Raw genomic sequence first — 16,268 nt, forward strand, 5'->3', positions numbered from 1 at the left:
TTATCAGTTCGGCCGTATCGCCGGCTCCCGCGCATGGATTGATGTGCCCCCGCCCTCCTGGTTGCTGTGATCGTCGGCAAGCATTCTGGCTCCGCTCGCCCGCAAGGCGAGAGGGGCAGAACGTCGCATGACGTCGCCCGCCGTCCGCCTGACGGAATAAACGTCTACGCGGCCGCCTGCTGCCGCGGGGCAAAGATCGCGACGTGGTGACAATGCGCCACCGGCCGGTCGCCATTTGCCACGATCAGCGCGTCGAACTCGGCGAAGCGGTGGCCCTTCTTGTCGTAGTTGGCGACCACCCTCGCTCGCGCGGTGAGCACATCGTCGCCGCGCGCCGCGGCGAGCAACTGCATCTTCGATCCGACATGGATCCACGGCCCGAGCACGACATTGTCGACCAGCACGCGGTTCATGATCCGCTGCAGCGTGCCAGGATGGATCAGGTCATCGCTTTGGTAGATCCGATCGGTCTCGCGGATCTCGTCGAGATACGCGCGCAGCTTCGCCCCGCCCCAGTTCACCGGTGCGGTGCCGAACCAGTGACCTTGCGGAAACGACTCCGCGCCGACCGGCGGCCGGGTCGTCGCCGCGGCTGTCTCCGGATAGGCGGACAGATCGACCGCTGGCGCCTGCGCCGGCAGTGATGCGCTGCCGGTGGCACAGAGCTCGCCGCGGCTCTCGACCGCGAGCGTGATGGCCTCGCCCTGCTGCTCGCCCGTCACCGTCGCGGTCTCGCCGTCGTACACCGGCTTGACGAACCGCGCCTCGATCAGCCCGCGCTCCAAGAAGTCCCGGCCCCAGCGGGCGACCGGCAGATGCATCATGTAGGCCATCACCTCGACCCCGGGCACCAGGCCGCCGGTGAAGCCGAAGCGGCGGGCGACGGTGTCGTCGTGCATCTTGTTTTCGGATTGTTTGGCGGTGTTGAAGGCGCTGACGCGCCAGGGCGCAAGCGATGCGGCCATGGTGTCTCCCGGTTTGCCCGATCTTGTTGGCGATCGTTGCCGGCGATGCTACGCCACTGCGCCGGCAACGCAAGGCCGCCCAGAGAACCGCACACCGCCCGATGACCGACGCCCTCACCCGCATCTATGTCGACGCCGACGCCTGTCCGGTGAAGGACGAGGTGTACAAGGTGGCCGAGCGTCACCATCTTCCGGTGACGGTGGTGGCCGGCGGCTTCATCCGGGTGCCGCAGCATCCGCTGATCGAGCGTGTCGCCGCCGGTTCCGGCATGGATGCGGCCGACGACTGGATTGCGGAGCGGATCAAACCGGGCGATATCGTCATCACCGCGGACATTCCGCTGGCGAGCCGCTGCGTCAAAGCGGGCGCCACCGCGATCGCTCCAAACGGCAAGCCGTTCACCGAGGAGTCGATCGGCATGACGCTGGCGGTGCGCAATCTGATGACCGATCTGCGCTCGACCGGCGAGATCACCGGCGGCCCGCGCGCGTTTTCGCCGCGCGACCGCTCCACCTTTCTTTCGGCGCTCGACAGCGCGATCCGCAGGATCGCGCGCCGCAGGGCCGCTCCGACCTGATGGACCGACCATGGCGCCGCCGCTGATCCAACTGAAAGACATCGCGCTGACCTTCGGCGGCGCCGCGCTGTTCGACGGCGTCGAACTCGCCGTCTCCGCCGGCGACCGGCTGTGCCTGATCGGCCGCAACGGCTCCGGTAAGTCGACGCTTCTGAAGATCGTCGCCGGCCTGATCGAGCCCGACCGCGGCAGCCGCTTCGTGCAGCCCGGCGCCACCGTGCGCTATCTGCCGCAGGAGCCGGATTTCGACGGCTTCACCACCACGCTGGCTTATGTCGAGGCCGGGCTTGCGCCGGGCGACGATCACTATCAGGCCGCCTATCTGCTCGAACAGCTCGGCCTGCACGGCGACGAGAACCCGGCCAATCTCTCCGGCGGCGAGGCCCGGCGCGCGGCGCTGGCGCGAATTCTCGCGCCCGATCCCGATATCCTGCTACTCGACGAGCCGACCAACCATCTCGACCTGACCACGATCGAATGGCTGGAGAACGATCTCGCCCAGCGCAGATGCGCAATCGTGATGATCAGCCACGACCGCCGCTTCCTCACCAACCTGTCGCGCGCCACCGCTTGGCTCGACCGCGGCGTGATCCGCCAGATCGACCGCGGCTTTTCGCAGTTCGAAAGCTGGCGCGACGACGTGCTGGCGGAAGAAGAACGCGATCAGCACAAGCTCGACCGCAAGATCGTGATGGAAGAGCACTGGCTGCGCTACGGCGTCTCCGGCCGCCGCAAGCGCAACGTCAAGCGGCTCGCCGGCCTGCACGAATTGCGCGCGCAGCGCCGCGACTATCGCGGCCCAACTGGTGCCGCCTCACTCGCAGCGGCCGAGGCCGACAAGTCCGGCAAGCTGGTGATCGAAGCCAAGTCGATCAACAAGGCCTGGGGCGACCGGCCGATCGTCGATGCGTTCTCGATCCGGATCAATCGCGGCGACCGCGTCGGCATCGTCGGCCCGAACGGCGCCGGCAAGACCACGCTGATCAGCCTGCTGACCGGCGCGCTGGCCCCGGACAGCGGCACGGTGCGGCTCGGCACCAATCTGGAGATCGCCACGCTCGACCAGAGCCGCGACAGCCTGGACCCGAAATCGACGCTGAGCGACGCGCTGACCGGCGGCCGCGGCGACCAGGTGATGGTCGGCGGCAAGCCGCGCCACGTGATCGGCTACATGAAGGACTTCCTGTTCACCCAGGAGCAGGCGCGTACGCCGCTGGAGGCGCTGTCCGGCGGCGAACGCGGCCGGCTGATGCTGGCGCGCGCGCTGGCGAAACCATCGAACCTGTTGGTGCTCGACGAGCCGACCAACGACCTCGACCTCGAAACCCTCGACGTGCTCGAGGAGATGCTCGGCGACTACGACGGCACGGTGATCCTGATCAGCCACGACCGCGACTTTCTCGACCGCGTCGTCACCTCCGTGATCGCGCCGGACGGCGGCGGTAAATGGATCGAATATGCCGGCGGCTACTCCGACATGCTGGCGCAGCGCGGCGCCGACCTGACCCGGCAGCCGGCCAAGGCCGCCGTGGCCGAACCCACGGCCGCGAAGGCGACGCCCTCGCCCGCCGCCGCGCCTGCGCCGAAGCGCAAGCTGAGCTTCAACGAGAAGCACGCGCTGGAAACGCTGCCGAAGACCATCGCCAAGCTGGAGGCCGAGATCGCGAGCTTGCAGAAGCAGCTCGACGATCCGCAGCTCTATGCCAAGGACCGCGCCAAGTTCGACAAGGTCTCGGCCGCGATGGCCAAGGCGCACGACGAGCTGCACGCCGCCGAGCAGCGCTGGCTCGAGCTGGAGATGCTACGCGAAGAGATCGAAAGCGCCTGACCCGGCCTCTTCCGAAACACTGAACGGTACTTAATCACCGCAACGACTGAGCGGTTGACTCTGCACGTGCATGAGTTTATATCTACATCTGTAGATATTAGCCATGCACGCTCCGACCCCACCCCATCGCCCACGTGGCCGCCGCCCCTCCGGGGCGCCTAGCGGCCGCGCCGCCCTGCTCACCGCAGCGACCCGCGCCTTCGCCGAACTCGGCTTCGAGCGCGCGGATCTGCGCAGCATCGCCAAAGCCGCTGACGTCGATACCGGGCTGATCCGGATCCATTTCGGCGACAAGGCCGCGCTGTGGCTCGCCTGCCTCGACGCGGTGACCCAGGAAGCCGCGCCGATCATGGCGGTGATGACCAAGCTTTCCACCGAAGCCGATCGCCCGATCTACGACCGGCTGCGCGAAGCGATCGAGACCTTCGTGGCCTTCGGCATCGCCCATCCGGAAGTCCGCCAGTTCGTCGCGCAGCACCCTGCTGAGACGCCAGAACGCGCCGCGTTGCTGATCGATCGGCTCGCCCGGCCCGCTTATCTGTCGATCCGCGATCTGGTGCAGGCCGGCATCGATTGCGGCGTAGTGCGGACGCCGCATCCGGCGCTGTTCTTCCTGCTGCTCAGCAACTCGGTGCATCAGCCGCATTCGGTGCCGGTGCTGCTCAACGAGATCGCGCCGGACATCGCCCCCGCCGAAGCGCCATCCCTGCTGGCGCGCAGCATCGTCGCGACCTTTCTGCATTCCCCCACCTCGTGAAGGACCAGACCATGACTGCTTCAGCCGATCATTCCGCTCGCCGCTTCAGGCTCCGCATCGCTTCGCTCGCCGCCGCAGCGCTGTGCGCGACTGTGACGGTGAATGCGGCCTCGGCGCAGGGTACGCCGGAGGAGCGCCGCGCCTGCAGGCCCGACGTGATGCGGCTGTGCCGCTCCGAGATCCCCGACGTGCCGGCCATCACCGCCTGCTTGATCGCCAAGCGCACCCAGCTCAGCCAGGCCTGCTCGCTGGTGATGTTCCCGAACCGTCACAGCGACGCGACGCATAGCCGGGCGAGCCGTCCGGTCGTGACCCAATAACCACGCGGCGTCAGGCGCGTTGCAGCCAGCGCAGCGCGCCGCGGCCGGCCATCACGCCGGTCGCAAAGCACGCCGTGAGCAGATAGCCGCCGGTCGGCGCTTCCCAGTCGAGCATCTCGCCGGCGGCGAACACGCCGGGCAGTTTGCGCAGCATGTAGTCCGCGTCGATCTCACCCAGCGCAATGCCGCCCGCGGTCGAGATCGCCTTGGCGATCGGCGCGGTGCCAACTAAGCGCACCGGCACGGCATTGATCAGCGCGGCGAGCTGATCGGCCGGCAGCGTCGCCAGCGCAACGCCCGTTCCATGCGAGGCTTCCTGCAGCAGGCCGATGCCGGCCGGTGACAGTCCCGCCACTTTACGCAAATACGTCGACAGCGACTGCTTGCCCTTCGGCTTCGCTAATCGCGCCGCAAGATCGGCTGTGCTGAGATCCGGCCGCAGCGCGATCCACAGCTTCGCTTCGCCGTGCGCCAGGATCGCATCGCGCAACAGTGCCGAGATCGCATAGATCGCGCCGCCTTCGATGCCGTCACGGGTGATCACCGCCTCGCCGCGTACGGTGCGCGGTCCGAACGACAGCGCGACGTTCTTCAGCGGCGCGCCCTGATACTTGTCCGCGAACAGTGCCGACCACTGCACGACGAAGCCGCAATTCGCTGGCCTGAGCGGCGCAATCGTGATGCCTCTGGCGGCGAGCAGATCGCTCCAGCTTCCATCCGAGCCGAGCCGCGGCCAGCTGGCGCCGCCTAGCGCCAGCACGGTCGCCCGCGCCGCGATGCTGCGCGGACCGTCCACTGTGTCGAACGACAGACGCCCCTCGCCGTCCCATCCGGTCCAGCGATGCTTCAGGCGGAGCTGCACGCCCAGCGCATCGAGCCGGCGCAGCCAGGCGCGCAGAAGCGGCGAAGCCTTCATCGCCACCGGAAACACCCGACCGCTGGAGCCGACGAAGGTCGGCTGCCCGCGATCATCGGCCCAGGCGCGCAGTTGCTCGGGGCCGAACGCCTCGAGCGCTGGAGTCAGGCGCGGCTGCGCCGTGCCGTAGCGCGACAGGAAGTCCGGCAGTGCTTCGCTGTGCGTGAGGTTGAGGCCGCCGCGCCCGGCCAGCAGAAACTTCCGCGCCGGTGCACCCATGCCGTCGAACACGGTGACGCGCATGCCGCCAAGCGCGAGCTGCTCGGCCGCCATCAGCCCCGCCGGCCCGGCGCCGATCACGGCGGCGTCGATGTCGAGAATGTCAGCCACGACGGCTGCCTGCGATGAAAATCATCCGGCGCTTATACACGAACCGGGATCGGCGTAGAGATTCCGGGTTCACGCCTTCGGCGTGCCCCGGAATGACTCGCGGAAAGACCTAGTCCAGCTCCGTCATTCCGGGGCGCTCGCGCTCAGCGAGCGAACCCGGAATCCGGAGGTGGTCTGCGGCTCAGCAACGAGCCGCAGCACGGTCTTACATCTTGATGCCGAGGCGCGCGGCGGCCTGGGCCACGTACTTCTGCGTCTGCTGGAACGCGCCTTCGAGCGCCTGGGCCTTGGAGTCGTCGCTGATCTCGGCGAAGTGCGCGGCGATCGCGTCGGGGGTCCATTCGGACTCCGGCAGGTTGATGCCTTCGGTCTCGATGATCTTGATCTGCGCGAACGAGCCGGCACCGGCGCCGAGCGTGGTGCGGGTCGGCGCGTTCTCGCTGAGCAGGAACAGAACCGCGGGCGTGATCGCCTCCGGCTTCATCAACTGCAGCGCCTGCGGCGGCAGCAGCTCTTCGGTCATGCGGGTCGCAGCGGTCGGCGACACGGTGTTGACGCGGATGTCGGTCTTGCGGCCTTCCTGCGCCAGTACGTTCATCAGCCCGACGATGCCGGCCTTCGCGGCGCCGTAGTTGGCCTGGCCGAAATTGCCGAACATGCCCGACGACGAGGTGGTCAGCACGATGCGGCCGTAGTTGCGCTCCTTCATGCCGTCCCACACCGCCTTGCAGCAGTAGAAAGTGCCGGCGAGATGCACGTCGATCACCTTCTGGAAATCGCTCAGCTCCATCTTGCCGAACGACTTGTCGCGCAGGATGCCGGCGTTGGCGACCAGCAGGTCGACGCTGCCCCACTCCTTGGTCGCCTTGGCGACCATCGCCTGGACCTGTTCGTAGTTCGACACGTCGGCACCGTCGGCCATCGCGGTGCCGCCGGCCTTCTTGATCTCTTCGACCACGGTCTCGGCGGCGGTCATCGAACCGCCGGTGCCGTCACGCGCGCCACCGAAATCGTTCACCACCACCTTGGCGCCGAGCGCCGCGAGACCCAGCGCATGCGCGCGGCCGAGACCGTTGCCCGCGCCGGTGACGATGGCGACGCGTCCGTCGAACCTGATAGCCATGTGTGTTGCTTCCCCGGATTATTGTTCGAAGTAGATCAGGCCGAGCCAGTCAGCCACGAGGGCCGAGCGCTTCTCGCCCTCGATTTCGACGTTGACGCTGGTACGCGACAACAATTCGCCAGGCTTGCGCACAGTAGCTTCCGCCAGCATGAAGCGGCCGCGCACGCGCGATCCTGCCTTCACCGGCGAGATGAAGCGCAGCCGGTCGAAGCCGTAGTTGACGCCCATGGTGACGCCCTTGATCCTCGGCATCGCCTCGTAGGAGAACACGCTCAGCATCGACAGCGTCAGGAAGCCGTGAGCGATCGTGGTGCCGAACGGCGTCTCGCGCGCGGCGCGCTCGGGATCGACGTGGATGTACTGCCAATCCTCGGTGCAATCGGCGAACTGATCGATCCGCTTCTGATCGAGCACATGCCATTCCGACACGCCGATCTCGGTGCCGACGAGCTTGATATAGGCGTCGAGTTCCAGTTCAGTGCTCATTCCAACCTCGTTGTTCCGCGTTGCACATTCCACATCGCGAAACCCGCGCCAAGCGAAATCTTCGCTCGCCGCGGGCACGTGAAAATTCCGTATTACGGGAGCAACGCGACCCGGCCGATGGCCTTGCGGTCGATCAGCAAACGCATCGCCGGTGCCCATTCCGACAGCGGCAAGCGATGCGACACGTTGGGCCGAAGCAGGCCCTTGGCGGCAAGCTCGAGCAGCTTGGCGGTGCGCTGCTCGCCGCGCGCCGGATCGCGCCGCACCGCCTCGCCGGCGCGGACACCGATCACGCTGGCGCCCTTCATCAGGATCAAATTGGTGCGCGCGAGCCCAATGCCGCCGGTAAAGCCGACCACCAGCAGCCGCGCACCCCAATTGATACAGCGCACGCTGTCTTCGAAGATCTGGCCGCCGACCGGATCGAACACCACGTCGGCACCGCGGCCCTCGGTGATGCGCTTCACCGCATCCTTGAACGGTTCGGCGCCATAGAGGATGCCGTGGTCGGCGCCGCGCTGCCGCGCCACCGCGAGCTTCTCTTCGCTCGACGCCGCCGCGATCACGGTGGCGCCGAGATACTTGCCGACCTCGACCGCCGCGAGCCCGACGCCGCCGCCGGCGCCATGCACCAGCAGAACTTCGCCGGGCTGCAGCTGGCCGCGTTCGACCAGCCCGTGCCAAGCGGTGCCGTGGCCAGCCAGATAGGTCGCAGCTTCGGCGAAATCGAAATTGGCCGGCGCGGGCGTGAGTTGCGAAGCCGCAGCCACCACCTCTTCGGCATAAGCACCGAACCGCAACTTGACGATCACCCGATCGCCGAGCCTCACGTTTGCAACATCAGCGCCGAGTTCGATGATCTCGCCGGCCGCTTCCATGCCGGGAATGAACGGCAGCTCCGGCTTGAGCTGATACTCGCCGGCGCACATCAGGATATCGGGGAAGTTGATGCCGGCGGCGCGGATCGCGACCCGCACATCGCCGGGCTTCAAGTCCTTGCGTTCGATCTCTTCCAGCCGCAGCGACTCGGGAGGTCCGAGTTCGCGGCACACCACAGCCTTCGGCATCAGGCGGCACCCGCCTTGCGACGCGCCAGCGCCTCGCGCACCAACGGAAGCCGGTCGTTACCAAAATACATGTCGGTCTTGTCCACAAAGATGGTCGGCGAGCCGAAGCCGCCGCGTGCCATCACCTCGTCGGTGTTGTCCTTAAGGTGGTCCTTGATGCTCTGCTCCGCGATCGCGGCGAAGAATGCCTGCGGATCGAGGCCGCATCGGGCGCAGATGGCGGTCAGCACGTCGTCCTTGGAAATGTCCTGATCGTCGCCCCAATACGCTTCGAACACCGCGGTCGCAAACGGCACCATCGCGTCGGGCTTGTCGCGCAGCAACCAAAGACAGCCACGCATCGCCTTGACGCTGTTCACCGGAAACACGCTCGGGGGCATCTTGATCGCGAGCCCGGCCGAGCGCGCCCAATCCGACAGGTCCTTGACCATGTAGCGCGCCTTCAGCGGCACCGGCGTCTTGCGGGATTCGTACACGCTCGGATTGACCGAGTTAAAGATGCCGCCGACCAGGATCGGCCGCCAGGTGATCTCCTCGCCCATCTCTTTCGCCAGCGGCTGGATGTTGTGAAAGGCGAGATACGTCCACGGACTGGAGCAGTCGAAGAAGAATTCGAGCATCGGCGTTTCCTTTTCTTGGTTGTTGTTGATTGTTACTTAGCTGGCCCACTTGTCTGCGATCAAACTCTCGTTCGTCATTCCGGGGCGCGAGCGCAGCTCGCGAACCCGGAATCCATAACCCCTAATCCCTCGTTCGAGCAAAGCGCAACGGCCGCCCCGCTCCACCGCCAACGCTGCGGCGTATGGATTCCGGGCTCGCGCGGCTTCGCCGCACGCCCCGGAATGACGAACGCGGATGCTCTACAGGCGGCGATCACTGCTGCTGCGCGCTTTGCGCCTGGGCGTCGGCATGCGCCGGCTTGTCGACGCCGAACAGCAGTTTGCGGGCCTGCTCGTCCATCGGCTTCTTGTCCTCCTTGCCGAGGGCGAGACCGGCCTGCAGCTTGGGCCGAGCGCGCAACGTCGCGTACCAGCGCTTGATGTTGGGATAGTCGTCGAGCGTCAAGCCCTGCGCCTTGTGGGTCATGATCCAGGGAAAGCAGGCGATGTCGGCGATCGAGTAGTCGCCGGCGATATAGTCGCGGTCGGCCAGCCGCTGATCGAGCACGCCGTACAGCCGCTTCGCTTCGCGGCTGTAGCGGTCGATCGCGTACGGGATCTTCTCCGGAGCATACAGCAGGAAATGACCGTTCTGCCCGAGCATCGGCCCGAGCCCGGCCATCTGCCACATCAGCCACTGCATCACCTCAAACCGCGCCCGCGTCTCGGTCGGCATCAGTTGCCCGGATTTCTCCGCCAGATAGATCAGGATCGCCCCGCTCTCGAACACCGACAGCGGCTCGCCGCCGCCGATCGGCGCGTGATCGACGATCGCCGGCATTCGTCCGTTGGGGCTGAGCTTGAGGAATTCCGGTTGGTGCTGATCGCCGCGGCCGAGCTGCATCGGCACCACCTTGTAAGGCAGTCCGCACTCTTCCAGCATGATCGAGATCTTCCAGCCGTTCGGCGTCGGCGCGTAATACAGATCGATCATGGCGGCAGGGTCCTCTTGACGGGTTTGCGTCGATCCTAGCCCGGCTTCGGCCGGCTTGTCACCTCGGTCTCGCACTTCTGTACGCCCCGCCGCGGACGTGGCACAGAGGGCGTCAATCAGGCCCATGTCAGGCTGCAGGGAGAGAACACGATGCTGTTTCCGACCACGATCGCCGGCTCGTTGCCGAAACCGGAATGGCTGGCCGAGCCCAACAAGCTGTGGGCGCCGTGGAAGTCGACGGGCGCTGAGCTGCTCCGCGCCAAGCGCGACGCCACCATCCTGGCGCTGAAGCTGCAGGAAGACTCGGGGATCGACATCGTCACCGAGGGCGAACAGGCGCGGCAGCATTTCGTCCATGGCTTCCTCGAAGCCGTCGAGGGCATCGACTTCGCCCACAAGGTCGAGATGGGCATCCGCAACGATCGCTACAAAGCGATGGTACCGCAGGTGGTGGCGCCGCTGCGGCTGAAGGGCCGCGTTCACGGCTTCGAAGGCCAGATCGCGCGCGCGCATAGCACGCACAAGATCAAATTCACCCTGCCCGGCCCGATGACTATCATCGACACCATCGCCGATCGCTACTACGGCGACCGCGTCAAGATGGCATTTGCCTTCGCCGAACTGCTCAACGAGGAAGCCAAGGCGCTGCAGGCGGACGGCATCGACATGATCCAGTTCGACGAACCGGCGTTTAATGTTTACATGAGCGAGGCTGCCGACTGGGGCGTCAAGGCGCTGGAGCGCGCCGCGCAGGACCTGACCTGCGCCACCGCCGTCCACATCTGCTACGGCTACGGCATCAAGGCCAACACCGATTGGAAGGAAACGCTCGGCGCCGAGTGGCGGCAATACGAGGACATCTTCCCGGCGATCGACGCCAGCTCGATCCAGCAGGTCGCGGTCGAATGCCGCAATTCGAAAGTGCCGCTGGAACTGTTGTCGCTGCTGAAGGGCAAGATCGTCCAGGCCGGCGTCATCGATGTCGCCAGCGACGAGGTCGAGACCGCGGAAGACGTCTGCGCCACGATCGAAGCGGTGATGCAGCACGTGCCGAAGAGCAACATCATCGCCACCACCAACTGCGGCATGGCCCCGATGCGCCGGGAGATCGCGGAAGCGAAGCTATTTGCGCTCGGCGCGGGGGCGGAATTGGCACGGCAGCGGTTTGCGTAGTGAGCTTAACTCGCCGAGCGCAACGCATTATTGCCCGCTCTTTCGTCATTCCGGGGCGCGCGTAGCGCGAACCCGGAATCCATACCCCCAGTGAAAATGTAGCTCGAAGCCCGCGCCGCAGTGCTCATCACATGCACAGGGGGTATGGATTCCGGGCTCGCTCCCTGTGCGAGCGCCCCGGAATGACGTGGTTAGTTTGTGCGTGCACTTGGATGCAGTGCGGGTTGATAGCCGGCTTCGAGAGCCCTTAGCGTCGATGGTGGCGTGAGGAGGCCGAGACGATCCTGCAAGCCTTCGAGCATCGCCGCTTCGACCGGCTGATACCCCTCAAATGACCACCGCAGCAGCCCACCCCGTGTGAACAGATAAGCAATGCCGGTGCAGGCGCCATCGCGGACGCCGGCATCGTCGTGCTTTACGTCCGCCACCATCGCCCCATCCGGCAACTCGCTCACCGCGCATGCCAGCGGATGCAGTCGCTTGGCTCTGCCGTCGAGCCGTTCGCGATGCAATGTGGCGTCGATCTGTTTGGCGCTGACTTGCTCGAGCCCGTTGCCGCGCGCCCAGGCGGCGGCGAAGGCATGCGCGTCGGTGCGGCGGCAGTAGTAGCAAGGCCGATGCCCGGCCGCGAGCGCGGTCGCCTCGTCGAGAAAGAACAGCTCGGTCCAGCTCCGCGTCGCCATCACGTCGCGGCGGCGGCCGCGGAACTCACAGACGCAAGAGATCCACGCCGGGCTCGACCACCGCCGCTTGAGCAGCGTCTTAGTCGCCGGATCATGGATGATGCCGCGATTGCCGGTGAACATCCCGCGGCTGGCTACCGCGACGATCTCGCCGAACGGCGTCACGCGGTTCTGCAGCGGCATGGTCCCTCCGCGCGTCATTGCGAGGAGCGAAACGACGAAACAATCCAGACGGTTCGTGCTCGGAACTGGATTGCTTCGCTTCGCTCGCAATGACGGTGTGTTTGCTTCAGCCCGCCCCGTCCTTGAGCGGCGGCTGGAAGCTGAGCCCGGTATCCCAGGGGAAGAAGATCCAGGTGTCCTGCGACACTTCGGTAATGAAGGTGTCGACCAAGGGACGGCCCTTCGGCTTGGCATAGACCGCCGCGAAATGCGCGTCGGGCAGCATCGATCGTACCATCCGGCCGGTCTTGCCGGTGTCGACCAGGTCGTCGATGATCAGCAGTCCCTTGCCGGTGCCACCGCCCAGCGTGGCGGTCTGATCGGAGACGCCCTTGAGCACCTGCAGCTCGCCCTGCTTGTCGTGCTCGTAGCTGGCGATGCACACCGTGTCGATCACCCGTAGGCCGAGCTCACGCGCGACGATCGCGGCGGGCACCAGACCGCCGCGGGTGATGGCGATCACCGCATGGAACGGCCCGAGTTCGTTGAGCCGCCAGCTCAGCGCCCGGCAATCACGATGAAACTGATCCCATGACACCGGAAACGGACGCCCTGCCCGCTTCTGTTCACTCGGTTCGCTTTGCGTCATCCATTCACTCCGACTATTCCGTCATTGCGAGCCAGCCGGATCGGCGCTTTGCGCCGTCCGGAGCACAGGCTCCGCGAAACAATCCCAGAGCCACGGTGCGCGCGGTCTGGATGGCTTCGTCGTGCCGCTCCTCGCAATGACGGGACCTACTTGTCTTGGTTCACTTTGCGGCCTGCAGGTCCGCCAGCATCTGCTTTACGGCGGCCATCGCCTGCTGCAGCTTTTCCGGATCGCGCGAGCGCACCACCAGATTGGTGTTCGGCTTGCGCTCCTCGTCGAGGAACGGATAGCTGCCGATCATCGTATCCGGATGCGCGGCGGCGATCTCGCGCAGCGGGCCGCCGATGTCGCCCTCGCGCGCGTTGGCCTTCACCGTCTCCGACAGCATCCGGACGCCGGACTTCAGCCGCGGCGCCACGATGTCCATCATCGCCTGCATGATCGACGGCACGCCGGCCATGACGATGACGTTGCCGATCTTGAAACCGGGCGCGATGATGGTCGCGCTCTGGATCAGCTCGGCGCCATCCGGAATCCGTGCCATCCGCAGCCGGGCCTCGTTGAGCTCGGCTTCGGAGAACCGTTCGCGGAACCGGGCGACCACCTCGGGGTGATAGCCGATCTCAACGCCGAACGCCTTGGCGACGCAGTCGGCGGTGATGTCGTCATGGGTCGGTCCGATGCCGCCGGTGGTGAACACGTAGGTGTAGCGGCTGCGTAACGCGTCCAGCGCCTCGATGATCGCGGGCTCGTCGTCGGCCACCACGCGCACCTCGCGCAAATCGATCGCGATATTGGTCAGGTACTCGGCGATGAAGCCGATGTTCTTGTCCTTGGTCCGGCCCGACAGAATCTCGTCGCCGATCACCAGGATACCCGCCGTAACGATCTCGCTCATGAATGCTTCCGTTTCCCCGCTGCTACCTGCCGGCGACAAGCCCTGCCCGTTCCGAAGACGCCTGCCAATGAATTGAGCAACACGCCGCCTGAATTGCGGGCAACATTGTGAACCCGCGGTCAAAAACCGTCCACTCCTTCCATATCGTGCTGGCCCGGCCCTTGCTACTGCTGTGTTCCATGCTGCACTCTACGCAGCATTGTGGGGAATCAGACTGGTTTCATGGCAGTTGCGTTTGATGAAATGAATGGCCCCGGCGGCGATGTTCGCGCGGCCTATCAGGAATTGTCCCGCTGGCTCGGCGAAACGCCGCCCGAAGCCCTCACCCATCGACGCCAGGAAGCCGAGCTGCTGTTTCGCCGCATCGGCATCACCTTCGCGGTGTATGGCGACGCGGAAGCGCAAGAGCGGCTGATCCCGTTCGACGTCATCCCGCGCATTCTGTCGGCGCAGGAATGGGCGCGGATGGAACTCGGGCTGAAGCAGCGCGTCCGCGCGCTCAACATGTTCCTGCGCGACATCTATCACGGCCGCGACATCCTGCGCGCCGGAATCATCCCCGACGACCTGATCTTCCAGAACCCGGTGTTCCGCCCGGAGATGAACGGCCAGGCGGTGCCGCACGACGTTTACGTCCACATCGCCGGCATCGACATCGTCCGGGTCGACGACGAGCATTTCTACGTGCTGGAGGACAATGCGCGGACGCCGTCGGGCGTCTCCTACATGCTGGAAAACCGCGAGATCATGATGCGGCTGTTTCCGGATCTGTTCGCGCGGCACCGCATCGCGCCGGTCGAGCGCTATCCGGACGAACTCTTGACCGCGCTGCGCTCGGTGGCTCCCGCACACTCGTCGTCGGAACCAACCGTCGCGCTGATGACGCCGGGCGTGTTCAATTCCGCCTATTACGAACACTCGTTCCTCGCCGACAAGCTCGGCATCGAACTGGTCGAGGGCCGTGACCTCGTCGTCAAGAACGACGAGGTGTTCATGCGCACCACCGAAGGGCTGAAACGGGTCGACGTGATCTATCGCCGGGTCGACGACGATTTCATCGATCCTTTAACCTTCCGCCCGGATTCGGTGCTCGGCGTGCCCGGGCTGATGTCGGCCTACCGGGCCGGCAACGTCACGCTGGCCAACGCGGTCGGCACCGGCATCGCCGACGACAAGGCGGTGTACAGCTATATGCCGGACATCGTGAAATTCTACCTGGACGAAGAACCGATCCTGAAGAACGTCCCGACCTGGCGCTGCCGCGAGCCGAGCGACCTGGCCTACGTGCTCGACCATCTGTCCGAGCTGGTGGTCAAGGAAGTCCATGGCTCCGGCGGCTACGGTATGCTGATCGGCCCCACTGCCACCAAGGCGACGATCGAGGCATTCCGTGAGAAGCTGAAGCGCGAGCCGGAGGGCTTCATCGCCCAACCGACGCTCGCGCTCTCCACCTGCCCCACCTGCACCGAAGCCGGCCTCGCCCCGCGCCATGTCGACCTGCGCCCGTTCGTGCTCACCGGCCGCGACCGCATCACCGTGGTGCCCGGCGGCCTGACCCGCGTCGCGCTGCAGGAAGGCTCGCTGGTGGTGAACTCCAGCCAAGGCGGCGGCACCAAGGACACCTGGGTGCTGGATGAGTAGGTTCGCAACATCGGAGGCGTCATTGCGAGCGAAGCGAAGCAATCCATGGCGCCACGCTCGGCAAGCTGGATTGCTTCGTCGCTCCGCTCCTCGCAATGACGGAATGAGTCATGCTATCCCGTACCGCTGAAAACCTGTTCTGGCTGTCCCGTTACGTCGAGCGCGCCGAATATCTGGCGCGGACCATTGAGGCGACGCTGCGCGTCACCGCGCTGCCGAACACCTATTCGGGCCAGGGCAACGAATGGGATTCGGCGCTGCTGACCGCCGGCGTCAGTGCCAGCTTCTATGCGCAGTACGACGAGGCCAACGAGCCCAACGTCGTCGATTTCCTGTCGATGTCGACCTCGAACCCGTCCTCGATCCGCAACTGCATCGAGGCGGCACGGCTGAACGCGCGCTCGGTGCGCACCGCGCTGACGGGCGCGATGTGGGACACCATCAACTCGGCCTGGATCGAGCTGCAGGAAAACTGGAGCAAGGGTGCCAAGACCCGCGAGCAGCTGACGCAGTTCCTGCGCTTCGTGCAGGAGACCTCGCTGCGGTTCGACGGCTCGGCCTATCGCACCATGCTGCGGAACGACGCCTATTGGTTCTCACGGCTCGGCGTACATCTCGAACGCGCCGACAACACAGCGCGGATTCTCGACGTCAAATATCACCTGCTGCTGCCCGAAGAGGAGCACGTCGGCGGTCCGCTCGACTACTATCAGTGGTCGTCGATCCTGCGCTCGGTGTCGGCACTGACCGCGTATCACTGGGTGTATCGCGAGACGTTGAAACCGTGGCTGATCGCCGACCTGCTGATCCTCAACGACAGCCTGCCGCGGTCACTCGCCTCGTGCTACGGCAATCTGGTGCGCAACCTCGACCAGATCGGCGTCGCCTATGGCCGCCAGGGCCCCTCCCAGCGCCATGCCCGCGCCATCCGCAACCGGCTGGAACACTCCAACATGGACGACATCTTCCAGCGCGGCGTCCACGAATTCATCCAAGAATTCATCGCCGACAACAGCCGGCTCGGCGAAATCGTCGCCAAGCAGTATCTTATCTGATCGAGCACAGGCGCGCGCCCTGCCCGCCGCCGCAACCGGACTCT

The 16,268-nt window shown here is 65.8% G+C and carries 17 protein-coding genes; 7 read left to right on the top strand and 10 right to left on the bottom strand.

Features of this window, described 5'->3' with window-relative positions; genetic code table 11:
• Nucleotides 1–164: 164 nt before the first annotated feature.
• Nucleotides 165–965, bottom strand: coding sequence for a hotdog family protein (locus DY467_RS11535; protein WP_164636138.1), 801 nt, complete (start codon nucleotides 963–965; stop codon nucleotides 165–167).
• Nucleotides 966–1,066: 101 nt separating this feature from the next.
• Here DY467_RS11535 and DY467_RS11540 point away from each other — a divergent pair, with 101 nt between their 5' ends.
• From DY467_RS11540 to DY467_RS11555, 4 genes are all read left to right on the top strand, one after another.
• Nucleotides 1,067–1,543 carry a YaiI/YqxD family protein gene (locus DY467_RS11540; protein WP_107346561.1) on the top strand — a complete coding sequence of 159 codons (477 nt, stop codon included), beginning with the start codon at nucleotides 1,067–1,069 and terminating at the stop codon, nucleotides 1,541–1,543.
• A gap of 10 nt (nucleotides 1,544–1,553) precedes the next feature.
• Nucleotides 1,554–3,371: an ABC-F family ATP-binding cassette domain-containing protein gene (locus DY467_RS11545; protein WP_164636139.1), complete on the top strand. Its 1,818-nt coding sequence runs from the start codon at nucleotides 1,554–1,556 to the stop codon at nucleotides 3,369–3,371.
• Between the two features lie 103 nt (nucleotides 3,372–3,474).
• Nucleotides 3,475–4,128 carry a TetR/AcrR family transcriptional regulator gene (locus DY467_RS11550; RefSeq protein ID WP_164636141.1) on the top strand — a complete coding sequence of 218 codons (654 nt, stop codon included), beginning with the start codon at nucleotides 3,475–3,477 and terminating at the stop codon, nucleotides 4,126–4,128.
• A gap of 11 nt (nucleotides 4,129–4,139) precedes the next feature.
• Nucleotides 4,140–4,448 (top strand): hypothetical protein, encoded by a 309-nt coding sequence (locus tag DY467_RS11555; protein WP_164636142.1) that lies wholly within the window; start codon nucleotides 4,140–4,142, stop codon nucleotides 4,446–4,448.
• Between the two features lie 10 nt (nucleotides 4,449–4,458).
• Here the strand turns inward: DY467_RS11555 and DY467_RS11560 are convergent, their stop codons facing one another.
• The 6 genes from DY467_RS11560 to DY467_RS11585 form a co-directional block, all read right to left on the bottom strand.
• Entirely contained in the window at nucleotides 4,459–5,694 is a 1,236-nt protein-coding gene (locus tag DY467_RS11560) for a BaiN/RdsA family NAD(P)/FAD-dependent oxidoreductase (protein WP_164636144.1), read from the bottom strand.
• Nucleotides 5,695–5,899: 205 nt separating this feature from the next.
• Nucleotides 5,900–6,817, bottom strand: a complete 918-nt coding sequence (locus tag DY467_RS11565; RefSeq protein ID WP_012495736.1) for an SDR family NAD(P)-dependent oxidoreductase — start codon at nucleotides 6,815–6,817, stop codon at nucleotides 5,900–5,902.
• Nucleotides 6,818–6,835: 18 nt separating this feature from the next.
• Complete coding sequence (locus DY467_RS11570; protein ID WP_107344148.1) at nucleotides 6,836–7,303, bottom strand: MaoC family dehydratase; 468 nt, start codon at nucleotides 7,301–7,303, stop codon at nucleotides 6,836–6,838.
• A gap of 92 nt (nucleotides 7,304–7,395) precedes the next feature.
• On the bottom strand, nucleotides 7,396–8,370 hold the full coding sequence (locus DY467_RS11575; protein ID WP_164636146.1) for an NADPH:quinone oxidoreductase family protein: 975 nt from the start codon (nucleotides 8,368–8,370) through the stop codon (nucleotides 7,396–7,398).
• The gene (locus DY467_RS11580; protein WP_164636149.1) at nucleotides 8,370–8,990 is read right to left on the bottom strand and encodes a 2-hydroxychromene-2-carboxylate isomerase; all 621 of its coding nucleotides are present in this window, start codon (nucleotides 8,988–8,990) and stop codon (nucleotides 8,370–8,372) included. The genes DY467_RS11575 and DY467_RS11580 overlap by 1 nt, the downstream gene beginning before the upstream one ends.
• A gap of 253 nt (nucleotides 8,991–9,243) precedes the next feature.
• Nucleotides 9,244–9,963: a glutathione binding-like protein gene (locus DY467_RS11585; protein WP_164636150.1), complete on the bottom strand. Its 720-nt coding sequence runs from the start codon at nucleotides 9,961–9,963 to the stop codon at nucleotides 9,244–9,246.
• A 150-nt stretch (nucleotides 9,964–10,113) separates the two neighbouring features.
• Between DY467_RS11585 and DY467_RS11590 the strand changes: the two genes are divergently transcribed.
• Nucleotides 10,114–11,136 carry a methionine synthase gene (locus tag DY467_RS11590; protein ID WP_164636152.1) on the top strand — a complete coding sequence of 341 codons (1,023 nt, stop codon included), beginning with the start codon at nucleotides 10,114–10,116 and terminating at the stop codon, nucleotides 11,134–11,136.
• Nucleotides 11,137–11,327: 191 nt separating this feature from the next.
• Here the strand turns inward: DY467_RS11590 and DY467_RS11595 are convergent, their stop codons facing one another.
• The 3 genes from DY467_RS11595 to DY467_RS11605 all read right to left on the bottom strand — a co-directional run bounded on the left by DY467_RS11595 (nucleotide 11,328) and on the right by DY467_RS11605 (nucleotide 13,528).
• On the bottom strand, nucleotides 11,328–12,002 hold the full coding sequence (locus tag DY467_RS11595) for a hypothetical protein (protein WP_164636153.1): 675 nt from the start codon (nucleotides 12,000–12,002) through the stop codon (nucleotides 11,328–11,330).
• Nucleotides 12,003–12,108: 106 nt separating this feature from the next.
• Entirely contained in the window at nucleotides 12,109–12,630 is a 522-nt protein-coding gene (gene gpt / locus DY467_RS11600; RefSeq protein ID WP_164571590.1) for a xanthine phosphoribosyltransferase, read from the bottom strand.
• A 160-nt stretch (nucleotides 12,631–12,790) separates the two neighbouring features.
• Entirely contained in the window at nucleotides 12,791–13,528 is a 738-nt protein-coding gene (locus tag DY467_RS11605) for a competence/damage-inducible protein A (RefSeq protein WP_164636155.1), read from the bottom strand.
• Nucleotides 13,529–13,750: 222 nt separating this feature from the next.
• Here DY467_RS11605 and DY467_RS11610 point away from each other — a divergent pair, with 222 nt between their 5' ends.
• Together DY467_RS11610 and DY467_RS11615 are read left to right on the top strand one after the other, a co-directional pair.
• Nucleotides 13,751–15,169: a circularly permuted type 2 ATP-grasp protein gene (locus DY467_RS11610; protein ID WP_107344140.1), complete on the top strand. Its 1,419-nt coding sequence runs from the start codon at nucleotides 13,751–13,753 to the stop codon at nucleotides 15,167–15,169.
• A gap of 110 nt (nucleotides 15,170–15,279) precedes the next feature.
• Nucleotides 15,280–16,224 (top strand): alpha-E domain-containing protein, encoded by a 945-nt coding sequence (locus DY467_RS11615; RefSeq protein WP_107344139.1) that lies wholly within the window; start codon nucleotides 15,280–15,282, stop codon nucleotides 16,222–16,224.
• Nucleotides 16,225–16,268: the final 44 nt, after the last annotated feature.

Origin of the sequence: Rhodopseudomonas sp. BR0G17 (genome assembly GCF_010907025.1) — a bacterium.
GTDB classification, from domain to species: Bacteria; Pseudomonadota; Alphaproteobacteria; order Rhizobiales; family Xanthobacteraceae; genus Rhodopseudomonas; species Rhodopseudomonas palustris_H.

Bases quoted from the DNA above. Each gene is read 5' to 3' on its own strand.
- DY467_RS11535 (WP_164636138.1), bottom strand. From the start codon at position 965: ATGGCCGCATCGCTTGCGCCCTGGCGCGTCAGCGCCTTCAACACCGCC.
- DY467_RS11540 (WP_107346561.1), top strand. From the start codon at position 1,067: ATGACCGACGCCCTCACCCGCATCTATGTCGACGCCGACGCCTGTCCG.
- DY467_RS11545 (WP_164636139.1), top strand. From the start codon at position 1,554: ATGGCGCCGCCGCTGATCCAACTGAAAGACATCGCGCTGACCTTCGGC.
- DY467_RS11550 (WP_164636141.1), top strand. From the start codon at position 3,475: ATGCACGCTCCGACCCCACCCCATCGCCCACGTGGCCGCCGCCCCTCC.
- DY467_RS11555 (WP_164636142.1), top strand. From the start codon at position 4,140: ATGACTGCTTCAGCCGATCATTCCGCTCGCCGCTTCAGGCTCCGCATC.
- DY467_RS11565 (WP_012495736.1), bottom strand. From the start codon at position 6,817: ATGGCTATCAGGTTCGACGGACGCGTCGCCATCGTCACCGGCGCGGGC.
- DY467_RS11570 (WP_107344148.1), bottom strand. From the start codon at position 7,303: ATGAGCACTGAACTGGAACTCGACGCCTATATCAAGCTCGTCGGCACC.
- DY467_RS11575 (WP_164636146.1), bottom strand. From the start codon at position 8,370: ATGCCGAAGGCTGTGGTGTGCCGCGAACTCGGACCTCCCGAGTCGCTG.
- DY467_RS11580 (WP_164636149.1), bottom strand. From the start codon at position 8,990: ATGCTCGAATTCTTCTTCGACTGCTCCAGTCCGTGGACGTATCTCGCC.
- DY467_RS11585 (WP_164636150.1), bottom strand. From the start codon at position 9,963: ATGATCGATCTGTATTACGCGCCGACGCCGAACGGCTGGAAGATCTCG.
- DY467_RS11590 (WP_164636152.1), top strand. From the start codon at position 10,114: ATGCTGTTTCCGACCACGATCGCCGGCTCGTTGCCGAAACCGGAATGG.
- DY467_RS11595 (WP_164636153.1), bottom strand. From the start codon at position 12,002: ATGCCGCTGCAGAACCGCGTGACGCCGTTCGGCGAGATCGTCGCGGTA.
- gpt (WP_164571590.1), bottom strand. From the start codon at position 12,630: ATGACGCAAAGCGAACCGAGTGAACAGAAGCGGGCAGGGCGTCCGTTT.
- DY467_RS11605 (WP_164636155.1), bottom strand. From the start codon at position 13,528: ATGAGCGAGATCGTTACGGCGGGTATCCTGGTGATCGGCGACGAGATT.
- DY467_RS11610 (WP_107344140.1), top strand. From the start codon at position 13,751: ATGGCAGTTGCGTTTGATGAAATGAATGGCCCCGGCGGCGATGTTCGC.
- DY467_RS11615 (WP_107344139.1), top strand. From the start codon at position 15,280: ATGCTATCCCGTACCGCTGAAAACCTGTTCTGGCTGTCCCGTTACGTC.